Annotated in this window: 12 protein-coding genes; 4 read left to right on the top strand and 8 right to left on the bottom strand. The window is 41.2% G+C overall.

Features of this window, described 5'->3' with window-relative positions:
- Positions 1 to 109: 109 nt before the first annotated feature.
- From P4S60_RS01175 to P4S60_RS01160, 4 genes are all read right to left on the bottom strand, one after another.
- The gene (locus tag P4S60_RS01175; protein ID WP_337114748.1) at positions 110 to 2,182 is read right to left on the bottom strand and encodes a M13 family metallopeptidase; all 2,073 of its coding nucleotides are present in this window, start codon (positions 2,180 to 2,182) and stop codon (positions 110 to 112) included.
- Positions 2,183 to 2,853: 671 nt separating this feature from the next.
- Positions 2,854 to 3,255, bottom strand: coding sequence for an 8-oxo-dGTP diphosphatase MutT (gene mutT / locus P4S60_RS01170; protein ID WP_337114747.1), 402 nt, complete (start codon positions 3,253 to 3,255; stop codon positions 2,854 to 2,856).
- A gap of 62 nt (positions 3,256 to 3,317) precedes the next feature.
- Positions 3,318 to 6,026, bottom strand: a complete 2,709-nt coding sequence (gene secA, locus P4S60_RS01165; RefSeq protein ID WP_337114746.1) for a preprotein translocase subunit SecA — start codon at positions 6,024 to 6,026, stop codon at positions 3,318 to 3,320.
- 820 nt (positions 6,027 to 6,846) lie between these two features.
- Entirely contained in the window at positions 6,847 to 7,320 is a 474-nt protein-coding gene (locus tag P4S60_RS01160; RefSeq protein ID WP_337114745.1) for a DUF721 domain-containing protein, read from the bottom strand.
- 548 nt (positions 7,321 to 7,868) lie between these two features.
- Here P4S60_RS01160 and P4S60_RS01155 point away from each other — a divergent pair.
- The 4 genes from P4S60_RS01155 to P4S60_RS01140 all read left to right on the top strand — a co-directional run bounded on the left by P4S60_RS01155 (position 7,869) and on the right by P4S60_RS01140 (position 11,918).
- A complete protein-coding gene (locus P4S60_RS01155) occupies positions 7,869 to 8,756 on the top strand; it encodes an NTP transferase domain-containing protein (RefSeq protein ID WP_337114744.1) in 888 nt (295 codons plus the stop codon).
- Positions 8,757 to 8,797: 41 nt separating this feature from the next.
- Positions 8,798 to 9,877, top strand: coding sequence for a phosphotransferase enzyme family protein (locus P4S60_RS01150; protein ID WP_337114743.1), 1,080 nt, complete (start codon positions 8,798 to 8,800; stop codon positions 9,875 to 9,877).
- Between the two features lie 236 nt (positions 9,878 to 10,113).
- On the top strand, positions 10,114 to 11,517 hold the full coding sequence (locus P4S60_RS01145) for an MBL fold metallo-hydrolase (protein ID WP_337114742.1): 1,404 nt from the start codon (positions 10,114 to 10,116) through the stop codon (positions 11,515 to 11,517).
- A gap of 53 nt (positions 11,518 to 11,570) precedes the next feature.
- On the top strand, positions 11,571 to 11,918 hold the full coding sequence (locus tag P4S60_RS01140; protein ID WP_337114741.1) for a four helix bundle protein: 348 nt from the start codon (positions 11,571 to 11,573) through the stop codon (positions 11,916 to 11,918).
- A gap of 78 nt (positions 11,919 to 11,996) precedes the next feature.
- On the opposite strand, the gene P4S60_RS01135 is transcribed toward P4S60_RS01140, so the two are convergent.
- The 4 genes from P4S60_RS01135 to P4S60_RS01120 form a co-directional block, all read right to left on the bottom strand.
- Positions 11,997 to 14,132 (bottom strand): YjbH domain-containing protein, encoded by a 2,136-nt coding sequence (locus P4S60_RS01135; protein WP_337114740.1) that lies wholly within the window; start codon positions 14,130 to 14,132, stop codon positions 11,997 to 11,999.
- Positions 14,133 to 14,225: 93 nt separating this feature from the next.
- The gene (gene galE / locus P4S60_RS01130; protein ID WP_337114739.1) at positions 14,226 to 15,245 is read right to left on the bottom strand and encodes a UDP-glucose 4-epimerase GalE; all 1,020 of its coding nucleotides are present in this window, start codon (positions 15,243 to 15,245) and stop codon (positions 14,226 to 14,228) included.
- Between the two features lie 114 nt (positions 15,246 to 15,359).
- The gene (gene galU / locus P4S60_RS01125) at positions 15,360 to 16,268 is read right to left on the bottom strand and encodes a UTP--glucose-1-phosphate uridylyltransferase GalU (protein ID WP_337114738.1); all 909 of its coding nucleotides are present in this window, start codon (positions 16,266 to 16,268) and stop codon (positions 15,360 to 15,362) included.
- Positions 16,269 to 16,505: 237 nt separating this feature from the next.
- Entirely contained in the window at positions 16,506 to 17,462 is a 957-nt protein-coding gene (locus P4S60_RS01120) for a DHHA1 domain-containing protein (RefSeq protein WP_337114737.1), read from the bottom strand.
- Between the last annotated feature and the right edge of the window lie 3 nt (positions 17,463 to 17,465).

The raw sequence follows: 17,465 nt of genomic DNA, 5'->3' as shown, positions 1-17,465 counted from the left end.
CGCGAAATAAATTTCACGCCTACATCAAATGTCGGCTGAAAGCTGACAGCTCCTAAAACAAAAAAGGCTCTGAGCGTTCACTCAGAGCCTTTTTTAAATCGATAATCAATTACCAGATTTTTACGCGATCTTCTGGTTTGATATACATTTTGTCGCCTTCTTTCACATCAAACGCCTGATAGAATTCTGGCATGTTTGAAAGAATACCGATTACACGGTAGTGGCTTGGAGAATGAGGGTCTGTCATTAGGCGGTTACGTAACTCTTCGTCACGGTATTTACGACGCCAAATTTGCGACCAACCCATGAAGAAACGCTGATCACCTGTGTAGCCATCAATGATAGGCGCTTTTTCATCACCAAGTGATAATTGATAAGCAGTATAAGCAACAGTTAAGCCGCCTAAGTCACCAATGTTTTCACCTAATGTAAGCTGACCATTTACCGTTGCATCTTCAAATGGTTTGTACTCGTTATACTGAGCAACTAACTGACCCGTGCGCTCTTCAAACTGTTTAAGGTCTGAGTCGCTCCACCAGTTACGTAAGTTACCGTCACCATCGTACTTCGCACCTTGGTCATCAAAGCCGTGACCTAATTCGTGACCGATTACCGCACCGATTGCACCGTAGTTAACAGCATCATCAGCTTCTAGGTTGAAGAATGGCGGTTGTAAGATAGCCGCTGGGAATACGATTTCGTTGTTTACAGGGTTGTAGTAAGCATTAACTGTTTGTGGTGTCATGTGCCACTCAGAACGGTCAACTGGCTTACCTAGTTTTGCAGTCATATCTGCATATTCCCACTCGCTGTGGCGAATGTAGTTACCTACTAAGTCGTCACCTTTAACTTCAAGTGCAGAATAGTCTTTCCATTTATCTGGGTAACCGATTTTTGGCGTGAACTTATCAAGTTTCGCTTTCGCGACGATTTTTGTTTCTGGGCTCATCCACTCAAGGTTTTCAATCGCAACTGCATAACCTTTGATTACGTTATCAACTAACTCTTCCATACGCGCTTTCGCTTCAGGTGGGAAGTTGTCTTTAACGTATACTTTACCTAGCATTTCACCTAATACACCGTTCGATGCATCAACCGCTTTTTTCCAAAGAGGTGATTGCTCTGTTACACCGCGAAGTGTTGTGCTGTAGAAGTCAAAGTTAAGGTCGACTAGCTCTTTATTTAATAATGCAGCGTAGTTGCTAACAAAGTGGAACTTAAGGTAGTTCTGCCAAGTTGCTAAATCTGTATCGCTGTAGATACCCGCAAATTTTTCTAGGTAGCTAGGTTGGCGGATAATTACATCTTCAGTTTTGATACCTGATGCATCAAGGTAAGCTGCAAAGTCGAACTCACCTGTTAGTTTGTTAGCATCAGCAACACTCATCTTGTTGTAAGATTTAGTTGCATCACGGCTTTCTACACGGCTCCACTGCGCATCGGCAATGCTTGTTTCAAGTGCAATGATATCTTTAGCTGCGGCTTCAGCATCAGCTACACCCGCTTTGCTTAAGATAGCTGTTACGTATGCTTGGTAAGCTTCACGGATTTTTGTGAATTTCTCTTCATCTTTTAGGTAGTAATCACGATCTGGTAAACCTAAACCAGACTGGTAAACATACATCGCGTTTTCGCTAGAGTTTTTCGCGTCGTTGTTTACGTACCAACCAAACGGTAGGCTACCGCCTTTAATGCGAAGTTCAGCCATTAAAGCAACTAAATCAGACTTGTTTTTAACTGCATCAACACTATCTAGTACTGGTGATAATGGCTTGATACCTGCCGCTTCACGACCTGCTTCGTCCATGTAGCTGTTGTAAAATGCAGCTAATTTAGCTTCATCAGAACCCGGCTTAACATTAGTGTTTGCCGCTGCTTTTTCTAATACTTCTTTCATCGCTTTTTGCGAATCATCGTAAAGCTGAGTGAATGAACCGTAGTTTGATTTATCACCAGGAATTTCTGTTTTCTCTAACCATTCGCCGTTTACGTGATAGTAAAAGTCATCTTGTGCGCGAACAGATTTGTCCATGTTCGCCAGTTCAATACCTGAATTTAAAGGTGCTTTTGCTTCAGTTACGGCCGCAGTTGCTGGTGCTTTAGTTTCTTGTTCTTTTTCACCACAACCAACAAGACCGAGGGCTAGTGCAATACTTGCCGCGGTAAGTGTTACTTTTTTCATGGGAGTCCCGTACTAATTATTTTTTGATGTATTTATCGAAAAACTAGCAAACCTAATTAATCATTAGTTTTTCGCTTTCTCCATAATAAACCTCTCGAGCAAAACAATAAAACCGAATATGTAACAATTCTTATCAAAACAAGATGAGTCGCATTTTTGAGCGATGGGAGGGAGAGATTAAGTGGTTAGTGGTTAGTGGTTAGTGGTTAGTGGTTAGTGGTTAGTGGTTAGTGGTTAGTGGTTAGTGGTTAGTGGTTAGTGGTTAGTGGTTAGTGGTTAGTGGTTAGTGGTTAGTGGTTAGTGGTTAGTGGTTAGTGGTTAGTGGTTAGTGGTTAGTGGTTAGTGGTTAGTGGTTAGTGGTTAGTGGTTAGTGGTTAGTGGTTAGTGGTTAGTGGTTAGTGGTTAGTGGTTAGTGGTTAGTGGTTAGTGGTTAGTGGTTAGTGGTTAGTGGTTAGTGGTTAGTGGTTAGTGGTTAGTGGTTAGTGGTTAGTGGTTAGAACAAAGTAAAATACAATTCATGTGTAGCAAGTTCTTTGTTTAATTACACAAAAAATAAAACCACCCTCTCGATCTGATCTGACTTCTGAAATCTAACTACTAAAAACTAACCTCTATTATATGACCACCGCGCGAAATAAATTTCACGCCTACATCAAACCTAGGAACGACTGTTACAGCTCAAACCGCTGCTTTATCTTTTCGATAATATCAACATTAGCGGCTGGGAAGCTGTAATCATCAAGCTCACTTAGTGAGACCCATTTACCTTGTTGGCCTTCTGCGCCATGGGCTGTGCCAGTGAAATCATCAACAATGTGCACATCTAAGCGTACGCATTTATCGCCGTAGTCATGTTCAATAACCATTAGCTCTTCACTGCCATTTACAGTGAGGTTTACTTCTTCTAATAACTCGCGCTGTAGCGCAGCAAACACGCTTTCGCCCTGCTCTACTTTACCGCCTGGGAATTCCCATAAGCCACCTTGGTGTTTGTCGTCTGGTCGCTTACAGATAAATAATTGCTGATCTTTATAAATAACACCGACTGCAACATGCACTACTTTTTTAGTCATTTGTTGTTTCCTTATTCATAAAAAAAGCGACGCAAGCGTCGCTTTTTATCACCGTGTTTTGGTTATTTTAATTTACCGCAACACTGCTTAAATTTATTACCTGAACCACAAGGGCACGGCTCGTTACGGCCGACTTTTGGCTCTGCACGTTGAGTTACTACAGCACCTTGAGGTAATTCGCCACCAATGTGCTCAGCTTCTTCGTGTTGGTATTCACGCGGTGCATTTTCGCTACGGCGATGTTGCTCTTCAACTTTCTCAACATCTTCTTCAGCGCGAACTTGTACTTTACTTAAAATACCCACAACGTCGATTTTTAAGTTCTCAAGCATTTCAGAGAATAGTTCGAATGATTCACGCTTGTACTCTTGCTTAGGATTCTTCTGTGCGTAACCACGTAAGTGGATACCTTGACGAAGGTGGTCCATCGCAGCCAAGTGATCTTTCCAATGTTGGTCTAGGCTTTGTAGCATAATCGCTTTTTCGAATTGACGTAGTACAGACTCGCCTACCATCTCTTCTTTTTGCTTGTATGCTTGCTCAACCGCTTCTTCGATACGCTCACGAAGTTTCTCTTCGTATAGTTTGTTATCGTCAGCTAACCATTGTGAAATTGGCAGCTCGATTAAGAAATCTTGCTTTAAGCGCTCTTCAAGGCCTGGGATATCCCACATTTCAGCTAAGCTTTGCGGTGCAATGTATTGATCAATTGTACCGTTTAATACATCGCCGCGAATGGCAGTGATAGTTTCTGAAATATCGCCTTCTTCAAGAAGCTCGTTACGTTGTGAGTAAACTACACGACGTTGGTCGTTTGCTACATCATCGTACTCAAGTAATTGTTTACGAACGTCGAAGTTACGTGCTTCAACTTTACGTTGTGCGTTTTCGATTGCGCGGTTAACCCAAGGGTGCTCAATCGCTTCGCCGCGTTGCATACCTAGTTTACGCATCATGTTAGTCATGCGCTCACCAGCGAAGATACGCATTAGCGCGTCGTCCATTGATAAGTAGAATCGGCTTGAACCGGCATCACCTTGACGACCAGAACGACCACGTAGCTGGTTATCGATACGACGAGATTCGTGACGCTCAGTACCAATGATGTGTAAACCACCCGCTTCGATTACTGCATCGTGGCGTTTTTGCCACTCATCTTTAATCGCTTTGATTTGTTCATCAGTTGGGTTTTCTAGTTTCTCAACTTCGCTATGCCAGTTACCACCTAACACGATATCGGTACCACGACCGGCCATGTTAGTCGCAATGGTTACTGTGCCAGGTAAACCTGCATCGGCAACGATGTCTGCTTCTTGCGCGTGGAACTTAGCATTTAGTACGTTGTGCTTGATTTTTTCTTTACGTAAGAACTGCGATAAGTACTCAGAACTTTCGATAGAAATAGTACCCACAAGTACCGGTTGACCACGTTCTTGACAATCTTTGATATCAGCAAGAATTGCTTCGTACTTTTCTTCTTGAGTTAAGTACACAAGGTCAGCACGATCATCACGGATCATCGGCTTGTTAGTTGGCATTACTACTGTGTCTAGACCATAGATAGACTGGAACTCAAACGCTTCTGTGTCTGCTGTACCTGTCATACCCGCTAGTGTTTCGTATAAACGGAAGTAGTTTTGGAATGTGATTGATGCCAATGTTTGGTTTTCGTTTTGAATGCGTACACCTTCTTTTGCTTCAACAGCTTGGTGTAAACCTTCTGACCAACGACGACCTTCCATTGTACGACCAGTGTGCTCATCAACGATGATAACTTCGTTTTCTTTAACAACGTAATCAACGTCTTTTTGATAAAGCTTGTGAGCACGAAGTGCCGCATACACATGGCTTAATAATGTGATGCTTGAAGCTGAGTAAAGTGAATCACCTTCTTGAATTAAGCCACGCTCAATCAATAGTTCTTCTACTTTAATTTGGCCACGTTCAGTTAAGTGAACTTGCTTAGATTTTTCATCGATAGTGAAGTCGCCGTCACCTTCAACGCCTTCTTCATCTTCTTTTTCTTGTAGCTCAAGTTCTGGCACAATTTTATTGATTTCGATGTAAAGCTCAGAGCTGTCTTCAGCTGGGCCTGAGATAATTAGCGGCGTACGCGCTTCATCGATTAGGATTGAATCCACCTCATCCACGACTGAGTAGTAAAGTGGGCGTTGTACACGTTCTTCAATGCTAAATGCCATGTTATCGCGAAGATAATCAAAGCCAAATTCGTTATTAGTACCGTAAGTAATATCAGCAGCGTAAGCGATTTTCTTTTGCTGCGGCATCATGCCAGGTACGTTACAGCCAACTGTTAGGCCTAAGAATTCAAATAATGGGCGGTTAGTTTCGGCGTCACGTTTTGCAAGGTAGTCATTCACGGTAATTACGTGAACACCCTTACCTGTTAAACCACGAAGGTATGCAGGTAATGTTGCTGTTAGTGTTTTACCTTCACCGGTACGCATTTCTGCAATGCGACCTTGATGTAAAACCATACCACCTAGTAGCTGTACGTCGAAGTGACGCATGCCGTTTACACGCTTAGATGCTTCACGTACCACAGCAAATGCTTCTGGTAAAATGTCATCTAGGCTTTGTCCGTTATCGTAACGCTCTCTAAATTCTGCTGTTTTTGCTTTTAGATCTTCATCAGAAAGCGCTTCTAATTGCGTTTCAAGCGCATTGATCAGTGCGACCGTCTTTCTTAGGTTTTTAATAGTGCGGTCATTGCGACTACCAAAAATCTTGGTAAATAAATTAGATATCATGATAAAACCGTTACAATATATTCTTTGTTAGCTAGTCATTAGCTAACCCACTTTCTTCAATTGATAATTAATATGCGCTTATGCTCATGATGTAGGGCATATTAATTAACAATTTATCAGTACGCTGTTCAAAACACCGCTTATTTCGTGCGCTATCATACCAGAGTCTGCGCAACATCAAACCTTCTGTGTGTGAAGATATGGATTTTCAGCAAGAAAATTTAAAAATCAGCCGTAAACTTTAGTTTAACCCCGCAAAAATCACGAAAATTAAACTACTGAGTAGATATGGCGACAATCGAAATAAAATCAAGATCAGGGGAGAAAAAAGCAGGTTAGTGGTTAGTGGTTAGTGGTTAGTGGTTAGTGGTTAGTGGTTAGTGGTTAGTGGTTAGTGGTTAGTGGTTAGTGGTTAGTGGTTAGTGGTTAGTGGTTAGTGGTTAGTGGTTAGTGGTTAGAACAAAGTAAAATACATTTCATTCGTAGCAAGTTCTTTGTTTAATTACACAAAAAATAAAACCACCCTCTCGATCAACTGATATCTAACTTCTGAATTCTAACTACTAAAAAATCTGACTTATGATATCTAATCTCTATTATAAAACCATCGCGCGAAATAAATTTCACGCCTACATCAAACGTAGGCGTCACGCTTGCTTGGCGCGTCTTGCACTTAGCACCAAGCCAGAAAATCATTAAAAAACCTACAAACAGCACCGTTCAGCTCAAAGCTGACGGCTCCTTAAATTTCGGCACTAAAGTACCTCCTACGAGCTATACCCACAAACCACACCGCAAAGCTGAAAGCTGATGGCTTTATTTACTTTTTCCGCCCATGTTGTGCTAAACGCTCTAACTTGGCTTTTAACGATGGGGGTGCATCTGCGGCGATGGCGCTGAGGTAATCAGCAGTTTGTTCGCTCATTTGGCGTTTCGAAACAGGCTTTTGCTCTGGTTTATTAGTTGCCGATAAGCGCTGAGTTGCTTGTGGGTTTGCGGTAATTTTAATTTGCCCAAGCTCTACCATGCCAGCGGCACGAAAATGCGAAAGCATATCCATTTTTAAGTAATTTAAACGCAGTGCAATCGGTGCAGAAACCGCTTCTATCATCAAAGTACCATCACGGTAGTTACTTACCCGGCATTTTTTTGAAAGCGTTTCACCTAAAAAGTCATCAAGAATGCTTTGTTGAGAAGACAAGCCTTGGGTTTTACCAGCATAAGATGCTAAGCGACCACTCAAGCCCGCCATAATATCGCCAAGTGCTTTTGGCGCGTATCTATCTTTTGCCATTAATCGTCTACCTAAAAGGGTTAAACACCACACAGAGAATATACCACCTACGTAAATATGAAGCTATTAGGTTCGAAAACTGTGGTTAGTGGTTAGTGGTTAGTGGTTAGTGGTTAGTGGTTAGTGGTTAGTGGTTAGTGGTTAGTGGTTAGTGGTTAGTGGTTAGTGGTTAGTGGTTAGTGGTTAGTGGTTAAAAAAGTAAAATACATTTCATGTGTAGCAAGTTCTTTGTTTAATTGCACAAAAATAAAACCACCCTCTCGATCAACTGATATCTAACTTCTGAATTCTAACGACTAAAAATCCGACTTCTGATATCTAATCTCTATTATAAACCATCGCGCGAAATAAATTTCACGCCTACATCAAACGTAGGCGTCACGCTTGCTTGGCGCGTCTAACATTCAACACCAAACCGGAAAATCATTAAAGAGCCCGCAAACAACACCGAACGGCTCAAAACTTATGACTTATAGCTTTAAGCTTCTCTTCCTCCACCGTGAGTGTTTCTGGTACACTTTTCCTTTGTTTTTCATTTAATTTGCGCGATGACTCAACACTCTCTTACTTTAATCGTATTGGCTGGCGGGCTGGGTAGCCGCTTTGGCGGAAACAAACAAATTGCCGAAATTCCGGGGCTAGGCTGTACCATCATGGAACTTAGTATTCAGGATGCGGTTAAAGCAGGTGTGAGCCAGGTGGTGATCATCATTAATAAAAACATTCGTGCTGAATTTGAAGCGACGATTTTACCGCGCCTGCCTAAGTCGCTCGAAGTAATCTTAGTTGAGCAACAAATTAACGCGCTGCCACATGGTTATGAGCACTTAGCTGCTGAACGCCAAAAGCCATGGGGCACAGGTCATGCGTTACTTTGCGCAAAACCTTATGTGAATAACCCTGCTATTGTCATTACAGCCGATGATTATTACGGTGAGTCTTCTTTTGCCATTATTAGCGAACACTTCAAACAGTATAGCAATTGGGCGATGGTAGGTTATCCGATTATAGATACACTCTCCGAAGAAGGTGGTGTAAACCGCGGTGTATGCTCTGTTGATAGCCACCAGCATTTAACTGATGTAGTCGAGTACCTAGATATTAAACTCGAAAATAATGTTTTAAAAGGCAACAATCCACATGGTGAGAGATTACAAATTGCCGATGATGCCCTAGGTTCTATGAGCTTTTGGGGAATAACGCCCAGTTTATTTAATGACTTAGAAACAGGCTTTATTGAGTTTTTAGAAAATACTGACAACGGTGTCACGAAAGAGTATTATTTACCAAATGAGATACAATTCGCGATTAAAGATAACCGCCAAGCTGTAACCGTTTATACTGCACAAGAGCCATGGTATGGCGTAACCTACAAAGCTGAACTGGATGCAATAGCACACACTTTATGTCAGTTACGTCGTAAGCTAAACGATTAAACCCTCGCCTCTTCTTGCAAAAAATAAGTAATGGAAAATTAATGAAGTCGAACCCTGTTGCAACTTATCTTTCTGAGCACTTTGGCTTAAGCACAGATAACGTAACGCTAAAGCCTATTGGCAATGGCCACATCAACACAACCATGTTACTTAAATCAGAAGAAAACGCCTTGGTTGTGCAAAAGTTAAATACCGATGTGTTCCCTAATCCTAAGCATCTTGTTGAAAATGCACGGCTCATTGAGCAGCACCTAAGTGAAAAACACAACAATGGTGAATACAGCCTCGAAATTATTCGTCATGTTCCAACTATCGAAAATGACTTTTTAGTTGAATGCGATCAAGGTGTTTGGCGTGCACTCGAATTTATTGGCGGCAGTTATAGTGAAGATGTTGTAGCAACTATCTCGCAAGCACAAACTGCAGCCAATGCATTTGGCCAATTCGCGCTAGCACTACAAGATTTTCAGGCTGATCAGCTGCATCATGTGATCCCAGATTTTCATAACTTAGCGATGCGCTTTGATGCTTTCAAAAAAGTTCTCGAAAAAGACTCTGTAAACCGTGTGGCACTTTGCCAAGACGACATCGATTTTTGTTTAGCTCAGCAATCACTTGTTGAAGAACTAAAACAACTTGAAGGAAACATTCCTTTAAGACCTTGTCATAACGACACAAAAATCAACAACATGCTTTTTTGCACGCAATCTGATGATGCAAAGGCAGTTATTGATCTCGATACCTGTATGCCTGGTTATTGGTTATTTGATTTTGGCGATATGGTGCGTACCTTCTGCTCTCCTGAGCAAGAAGATTCAACCAACCTAAGTAATGTACGTGTTCGTGAAGAAATCTTCGCCGCCATAGTTAAAGGCTATGTTGAACCACTGCAAGATGTGATCACCGATGCCGAAAAAGAAAGTTTCTGGCTAGGCACCAAAGTTATGACCTTTATGATTGGCCTGCGCTTTTTAACAGACTTTATTGATGGCGATAACTACTTTGCCACCAAACATGCAAACCACAACCTAGAACGCGCCCGCAACCAGTTTGCTTTATATCGCGACATTCTTGAAAAAGAACATACCCTTAAAGCGATTTTAGAGATAAATAAGGGGTAAAAATATAGAGGTTAGAGGTTAGAGGTTAGAGGTTAGAGGTTAGAGGTTAGAGGTTAGAGGTTAGAGGTTAGAGCAAAGTAAAATACATTTCATGTGTAGCAAGTTCTTTGTTTAATTGCACAAAAAATAACACCACCCTCTCGATCAACTGATATCTAACTTCTAAAATCTAATTACTAAAAAATCTGACTTCTGATATCTAATGTAATATCTAGCCTTAAAATCAGGAGATTATTATGCATATAAAACACCACGGAGCGGTGAAAGGCGTAACAGGGTCTTGCCACCAGCTATTTATTGATGATGCAAATTCTGTACTTGTTGATTGTGGTCTATTTCAGGGGGAAGACAGCAAACAAGACCTAGCAATTGAGTTTGATATATCAACGGTAAAAGCGCTGATTGTCACGCACTGCCATATCGACCATGTTGGTCGCATACCCTATCTACTTGCAGCTGGTTTTAAAGGGCCTATTTTCACCTCGGTTGCCACAGCAAAGCTACTGCCTATGGTGATTGAAGATGCTTTAAAAGTGGGTGTAACTCGCGATGAAGCAATAATCCGCACTTGCTTAAAGTTACTAAAACAACAGATTGTCTCTCTCGATTTCAACACATGGTACTCTATTCCCGTAGGAGTGGGCTTTAGCCCCGAAAAAGTAGCCTCAAGCAATCAAAAACCCTTATATAAAATTCGCCTGCAACGCGCCGGGCACATTTTAGGCTCAGCCTATATTGAAATTGAGCTAGGCAAAAAACCAAACTCGCATAGAGTGGTATTTTCAGGTGATTTAGGTGCACCTTACACGCCATTATTACCAACGCCAAAACCGCCTTACCGCGCCGATACATTAGTTATTGAGTCGACCTATGGTGATAAAAACCATCAAGGTCGTAAAGAGCGCGTAACCGTACTTAAAAAGGTTATAGAACGTGCCGTAAGTGATAATGGCGTGGTACTCATACCCGCTTTTAGTATTGGCCGAACTCAAGAGCTACTCTATGAGTTTGAACAGCTAATTCACTCTGCAAGCAAACGTTCTATGTGGCATAAACTGCAAATTATTGTAGATTCGCCAATGGCAGCCAACTTCACAAATGAGTATCTACACTTTAAAGCGCTGTGGGATAACGAAGCAAAAAAACGCGTAAAACAAGGCCGCCACCCGCTCGACTTTAAGCAGCTACACACCATTGATAGCCACCAAGAACACCTTGCCCTGATTAACTTTTTAGCCTCAAAACAGCAGCCTGCAATAATCATTGCTGCCAGCGGTATGTGTAATGGCGGCAGAATTGTTAATTACCTAGAACGGTTTTTACCCGACAAAACAACCGATGTCATTTTTGTAGGCTACCAAGGGCAAGGAACCTTAGGCCGAGATATTCAAAAGTACGGCCCACGCGGCGGCTATGTAGTTATCGATAATCAAAAAGTAATGGTTAAAGCGCAAATTCATACCATCAGCGGCTACAGCGCCCACGCTGATCAAAAAGGACTTATCAGATTTGTCACCGGCATGCGCAAAAAGCCAAGTTTAATCAAAATCGTCCACGGCGATGAGCAAGCCAAACAAGCACTAGCAGAAAAGCTAAAAGCAGAGTTAGGCTACGGGACAAAAGTAGAAGTTAGTGGTTAGTGGTTAGTGGTTAGTGGTTAGTGGTTAGTGGTTAGTCAAACAAGGAGTTAGTTATGAACTTTGAAAATCTAGATGTATGGAAACGGTCTGCACGATTAAGTGCTGAAATTTACAAATCAACAAATGAATTAAAAGACTTCGGTTTTAGAGATCAGTTAACCCGCTCAGGCTTATCAGTGCCTAGTAACATAGCTGAAGGAGTAAGCCGTGAAAGTTACAAAGAGAAAAGTCGGTTTATAGATATCGCGAGATCTTCGCTTGCAGAAACAAGAACACAAATCTATATAGGCCTGGAGATAGGCTACTTAGAACGTGAAAAAGCATTGTATTGGATATCAGAAACCAAAGAGTTAGGGGCCATGTTAACGGGTCTAAGACAACAGTTTGATAATAGAAGTTAGTGGCTCTAACCACTAACCTCTTATATCTGACTTCTTATGTTTGACTCGTTTCTCGCCCCTCGCTACTGCGAGTCGCTACTATTTATAACTCTCATACGCTTCTTTCATTCGCGCTAGGTTGCTATAAATATAGCTCGAAGTTAAGCGACCGCGTTTATACATTGTTTTGTCCAAGGTGATTTGTGACGAAGGAGCATATGCTTGGTTGAATACAAGCACGTTTCTTTCACCAATTTGTGTACTTAAGCCAATTCGCCAATTATCACGGCCTTTTAACTGACCAAATGGTGTTACTTTCATGTCTTTTCGCGGTGTAAGCGGTATATTAATTGCTACACCGGCTTTTTGCGCGTCAGTATTTTCATAAAACACAGCTATGTAACTATCACCAAACCAAAAACGGCTCTCTAACTGATAACCACTATCGCCATAAAAATAGCTACCTGCAGTAGCATGCAAGGTAATATCTTGCTCAACCCAGTTGTACTGGTATGTAAGTGTTTCGTACTCACGTGATGCGCGGTAATCTGCATAATCAAAGTAGGCAATTTTAGCACTAACAACATGGCGGCCTTCAGGGCTTAACCAAGCGGTCTCGTTAATAATAGCTTTATAATCAAAGTAGTCTTTAAAAAAGCCAATTTGCGTTTGGTTATAAAAGCCGTATGGTAGCGCAAAGGTTTGGTGCAGCACAGCATTAACAACGCCTTCATCTAGGCTGTAATTATCAAATACACCGTTATCTTCAAAGTCACTACTTTCGTCTATAATAGTTTGGCCAGTTACTTTTATGCCACCACCTTGCCACAGCGGCACATCGAGCTCGGCTCGTAATCCTAAGGAGTAATCAAAAACTCCAAGATCGGTTGCATATGTGGTAGATGTAGCTGGGCTGAGTGTTAAGCGTGGTTTAAAGTAAGGGCTTGCCTCTGCTTTACCGGCCCATACAACACCTTCAGGAATACTCGCTTTCCCTTGCTGTACATTTAAATCAGGGCTTACGCCTTTTTCAATGAATAAGCGGTAGTTATCAACCTTGCCCTGAATTGCAATTAAAGGGATATCTGTTTTAGAAAGCTGTACATTAAAGTGCGTGCTTTCATCAGTCACATTTTCGGCAATACGGCCAAGGACTACACCAATGGCATCAATATCGTTACGGTTAAATACCGAGTTTTCAAAGTTTACGAATACAGTATTCAGGTTGTAGCCAACCACTACATTCTCGAAGCCATCGTTAATCAGCGCTTCTTTTAATTCGATTACTTGGCTATTTAAACTTGAGGTGGCTAGTTTTTGCGTATTTTGTGTTGGAGCTTGTTTTACATTTACTACTGTAAGGGCCTTTGGTTGTTCAGCCAATTCTGGTGCTATGGCAGTTTGAATAAAGCCTAAACCATGATCATCTATTTTAGCTATTGGTTGAGTTGATACCGGTGCTACATAAGGGGCTGCTTCAACTTTTTGATAATTCTGTTTATCTTCACTCGAAAGCGGCATACTAAAGTTAACACCCCAATAGGTATCTTCTTTAGAGTAATCAGTATTACTATAAAAACGGCTGGTAAAGGTTAGCTCGCCGATATCATAAAGCCACTTTTTAGGAATAGTCACTTTAGCACCCGCATTAAATGCCTCTGCATCATGCTCTGCTTGTAAACTAAACCAGTCGAATACTTGGTACTCAACGCCCCCAAACACACCATCCATCTGGCCATAGAAACGATCACTTTTAGCAATACCTGCTGAGAATTTAAAATTCCATAACTCTTTTGATGCAACAGCATAATATGTCTTATAGAAATTAACATCACCACCAATATCTCTTGCGCCTACAGCTAAATCAAACCAATCTTCAGGAATATATGGTATTTGATACTTCGCATTAAAAGATAAATCTCTTATTTGCTTCCCAAAACCAACCTCAAAGAAATTGTCATGCATAGTATCACTGACAATCATACCATTAACTTCAAGACCATCAAAAAGTCCAGCTGCAATAATAAATGTATGACCATCTTCAGTAATTTTGCTTTTTTCTAGTTGATTTGTGAAACCAAAACTGACACTTCCTTTATCTAAAACACTCGCATTTGGTGTGTTAATTAAACCAGTGTACCCAACAAAAGACTGCTGAGAATGAACGCTATTAGCTAAAGCTAATGGAGAACTAAGAGTGATGGCTCCACCAAGGATTAAACACAATTTGGACATACTTTTTTCCACGTTTAAATTACAGAATCCCTATGAATCATAAATATAACACCGACGTTACAATTTAGATATTATTCTATCTATTTCTTGTAATCACTTACCTTCATAACCGTTCGGGTTATTGCTTTGCCAGCGCCATGTATCTTGCATCATCTCATCGATACCACGCTCAGCTTGCCAGCCAAGCTCTTTTAACGCTTTTTCTGGAGCTGCGTAGCAAGCTGCAATATCGCCCGCTCGACGCGGCGAAATTTGGTATGGTACGGCTTGGCCGCTGGCATTCTCAAAAGCGGTAACCATTTGCAGTACTGAATAACCATTACCTGTGCCAAGGTTAAATACGTGCGCACCTGTATCACTTGCAATTCGGGTAAGTGCTTTTAAATGACCTAATGCTAAATCGACGACATGGATATAGTCACGAACACCTGTACCGTCTACAGTATCGTAGTCATCACCAAATATACCTAGCTTTTCTAGCTTACCCACAGCGACTTGCGAAATATAAGGTAATAAGTTGTTAGGAATACCGTTTGGGTCTTCACCGATAAGGCCAGATTCATGAGCGCCGACAGGGTTAAAGTAACGTAAGATAACAAAGGCAAAGCGTTCATCTGATTTCGCGATATCTTGCAGCATCATTTCAACCATAAGCTTTGATGTGCCATATGGGTTAGTTGTACCGCCAACTGGGAAATCTTCACGAATTGGCAGGCTTGCTGGGTCACCGTATACCGTTGCTGATGAGCTAAATACTAACTTAAATACGCCAGCATCACGCATAGCATCAACCAGAGTCAGTGTACCTTGTACGTTGTTTTGATAATACTCGATAGGTTTTACAACCGATTCACCAACCGCTTTTAAACCTGCGAAGTGAATAACACTATCAATAGTATGTTCACTGAAGATTTTGTCTAAGCAGGCTCTATCTAAAATATCACCTTGATAAAACGTGACGTCTTTACCCGTGATTTGTTTTACGCGAGCCAATGACTCATTTGATGAATTGCTTAAGTTATCGAGTACAACAACGTCAGTACCTTGTTGTAATAACTCTAATACGGTGTGAGAACCGATGTATCCGGCTCCGCCGGTGACTAAAATGGTCATAGAACTTCAATCTCTTATAATTTTTTATGATACGCAGCAAAATTAAGGGCCAGAGAATATATATTCTCTGGCCCTTAATTAATTTTTAATTAATCTGCTCAATAGCCCTTTAAACTAGACTGCCTTCAGATGTCTTTCTGAAGGGGCTACCATTTGCGACACGAAGTCAGTAAATTCAGCACCAAGATTTTCATCGCGCATGCTGTATTCTACAATCGCTTTTAAGTAACCAAGTTTATCACCGCAATCATGGGCACGACCACTCATGTGGAAAGCTTCTACAATTTCGTGCTTCATTAGTTCATCGATAGCATCGGTAAGCTGAATTTCACCACCTGCACCCGAAGGTGTTTTCGCAAGTAATGGCCAAATCGCTTTTGATAACACATAACGGCCAACAACAGCTAAGTTAGATGGTGCTTCTTCAGCTTTTGGTTTTTCGACCATAGTCTTGATTGGCGCACTTTCGCCCGCTTTAATTTTAACGCCACCAATATCAGCAATACCATATTTATGTACGTTCTCTTGCGGTACTGGCTCAAGCATTATTTGGCTTGCTTTAACTTCATTAAAGCGCTTTATCATAGCAGCAATGTTTTCGGTTTTTTGATCCGCAGTGTAGCTATCTAAAATTACGTCTGGCAGTACAACAACAAAGTCGTCATCACCGACAATTGGTTTTGCACACATAACTGCATGGCCTAATCCTTTAGCCTCGCCTTGGCGTACATGCATAATGGTTACATCGGGTGGGCAAATAGATCGTACTTCTTCAAGCAAAGTACGTTTTACACGTTTTTCGAGGGTTGCTTCAAGCTCAAAGCTGGTATCAAAGTGGTTTTCTATAGCATTTTTTGAACTATGAGTAACCAATACAACTTCTTTAATACCCGCAGCAACACATTCATTTACTATGTATTGAATAAGTGGCTTATCAACCAGAGGTAGCATTTCTTTAGGAATTGCCTTTGTCATCGGTAACATACGTGTACCAAGGCCTGCAACAGGAATGACAGCTTTCATAATGTTTAGTCCCTTAATTGTAGTGATAAGAATAAATAATTACAAAGTATGAGTTATTAACTCATTTTGCGCAATAGTAAAAAAAGATTTATAAACACGTTAGCAGTAATAATATTGACGGAGGATGAATGAAATAAAGAAGTCAGAAGTCAGAAGTCAGAAGTCAGAAGTCAGAAGTCAGAAGTCAGAAGTCAGAAGTCAGATCAAGCTAGTGGCTGAAGTGCCACTAGCAAGGGGTTAGTTATAAAAATTAACGAGAGTGGTAATAAACTGCTCAACTTGTTGTTGCTCTAGTTCATTAATACCTGCCGCTGCTGCGCGGCCGCCGCCGGTGGCAAATTGGCTGCATACATCAACAGCGCCTTGTTTATTATTAAGTGGTGCTCTTACACTTACGGTATAACTTCCTTTGTTATTATAAGTAAGTACTGCATGGGCTTTGTTTGGCGCTTGGTTTGCAAGGTCATTGCCTAATACACCACTTACACGACGAGCCCATGGGGCGTCATCAAGTAAAATAACCTTTGCTGTATCGCAATTATGTAAAACCTTAGCATCAGCCGCTTTTTGCATATCAGCTTTGTAAGCTTTTTCTAATACGTAATAAACCGACTCACTGTCGTTAATGGCATCAAGCGGTGACTTATATTTTAGTAGCTCGTTAAATAAATCTGCTGGTGCAAAGTGTAAATCAGCTACCTCACTGCCATAGCCGTTATAGTTAATATAAGTACCAAATGCTTTAAGTTGTGACTTTTCGAGCTCTGTAACACCTAGTTTATCGGCTTCACTATCGGCTTTTGCAAATAAATTATCGCCATAAGCAGCTGTGATTGCCCATAAGTGGTATTGCTTATCGATAAGGTTGCTCACTATTAAACTCGTACACATGTTTGCATCTAAATCGATGTGGGCAAATAAGTTTGCATGGTTTGGAATATCACCCGCTTTATGATGATCCACATACATTACTCTTGCACCCACACATAGAGCGTCGTGCAACTCTGCCATGTTTTTTTCCATTGAAATATCGAGTACACGTATATTATCACCAGCTTGTGGAGTAATTTTTTTCAATAGTTGAATATCACGTTTTACGCCGGTTACTTTCACGCTTTCAATAGGATTAGCGAGCTGTAACTGTAAAAGTGCGATGATGCCATCGGCATCACCGTTAAAAATATCGTAGTTCATAAA

The sequence above is a fragment of the Pseudoalteromonas sp. Hal040 genome, from assembly GCF_037162425.1.
GTDB classification, from domain to species: domain Bacteria; phylum Pseudomonadota; class Gammaproteobacteria; order Enterobacterales; family Alteromonadaceae; genus Pseudoalteromonas; species Pseudoalteromonas gelatinilytica.
The sequence above is the reverse complement of the archived record's forward strand: the minus strand, read 5'-3'. Positions and strand labels throughout refer to the sequence as shown.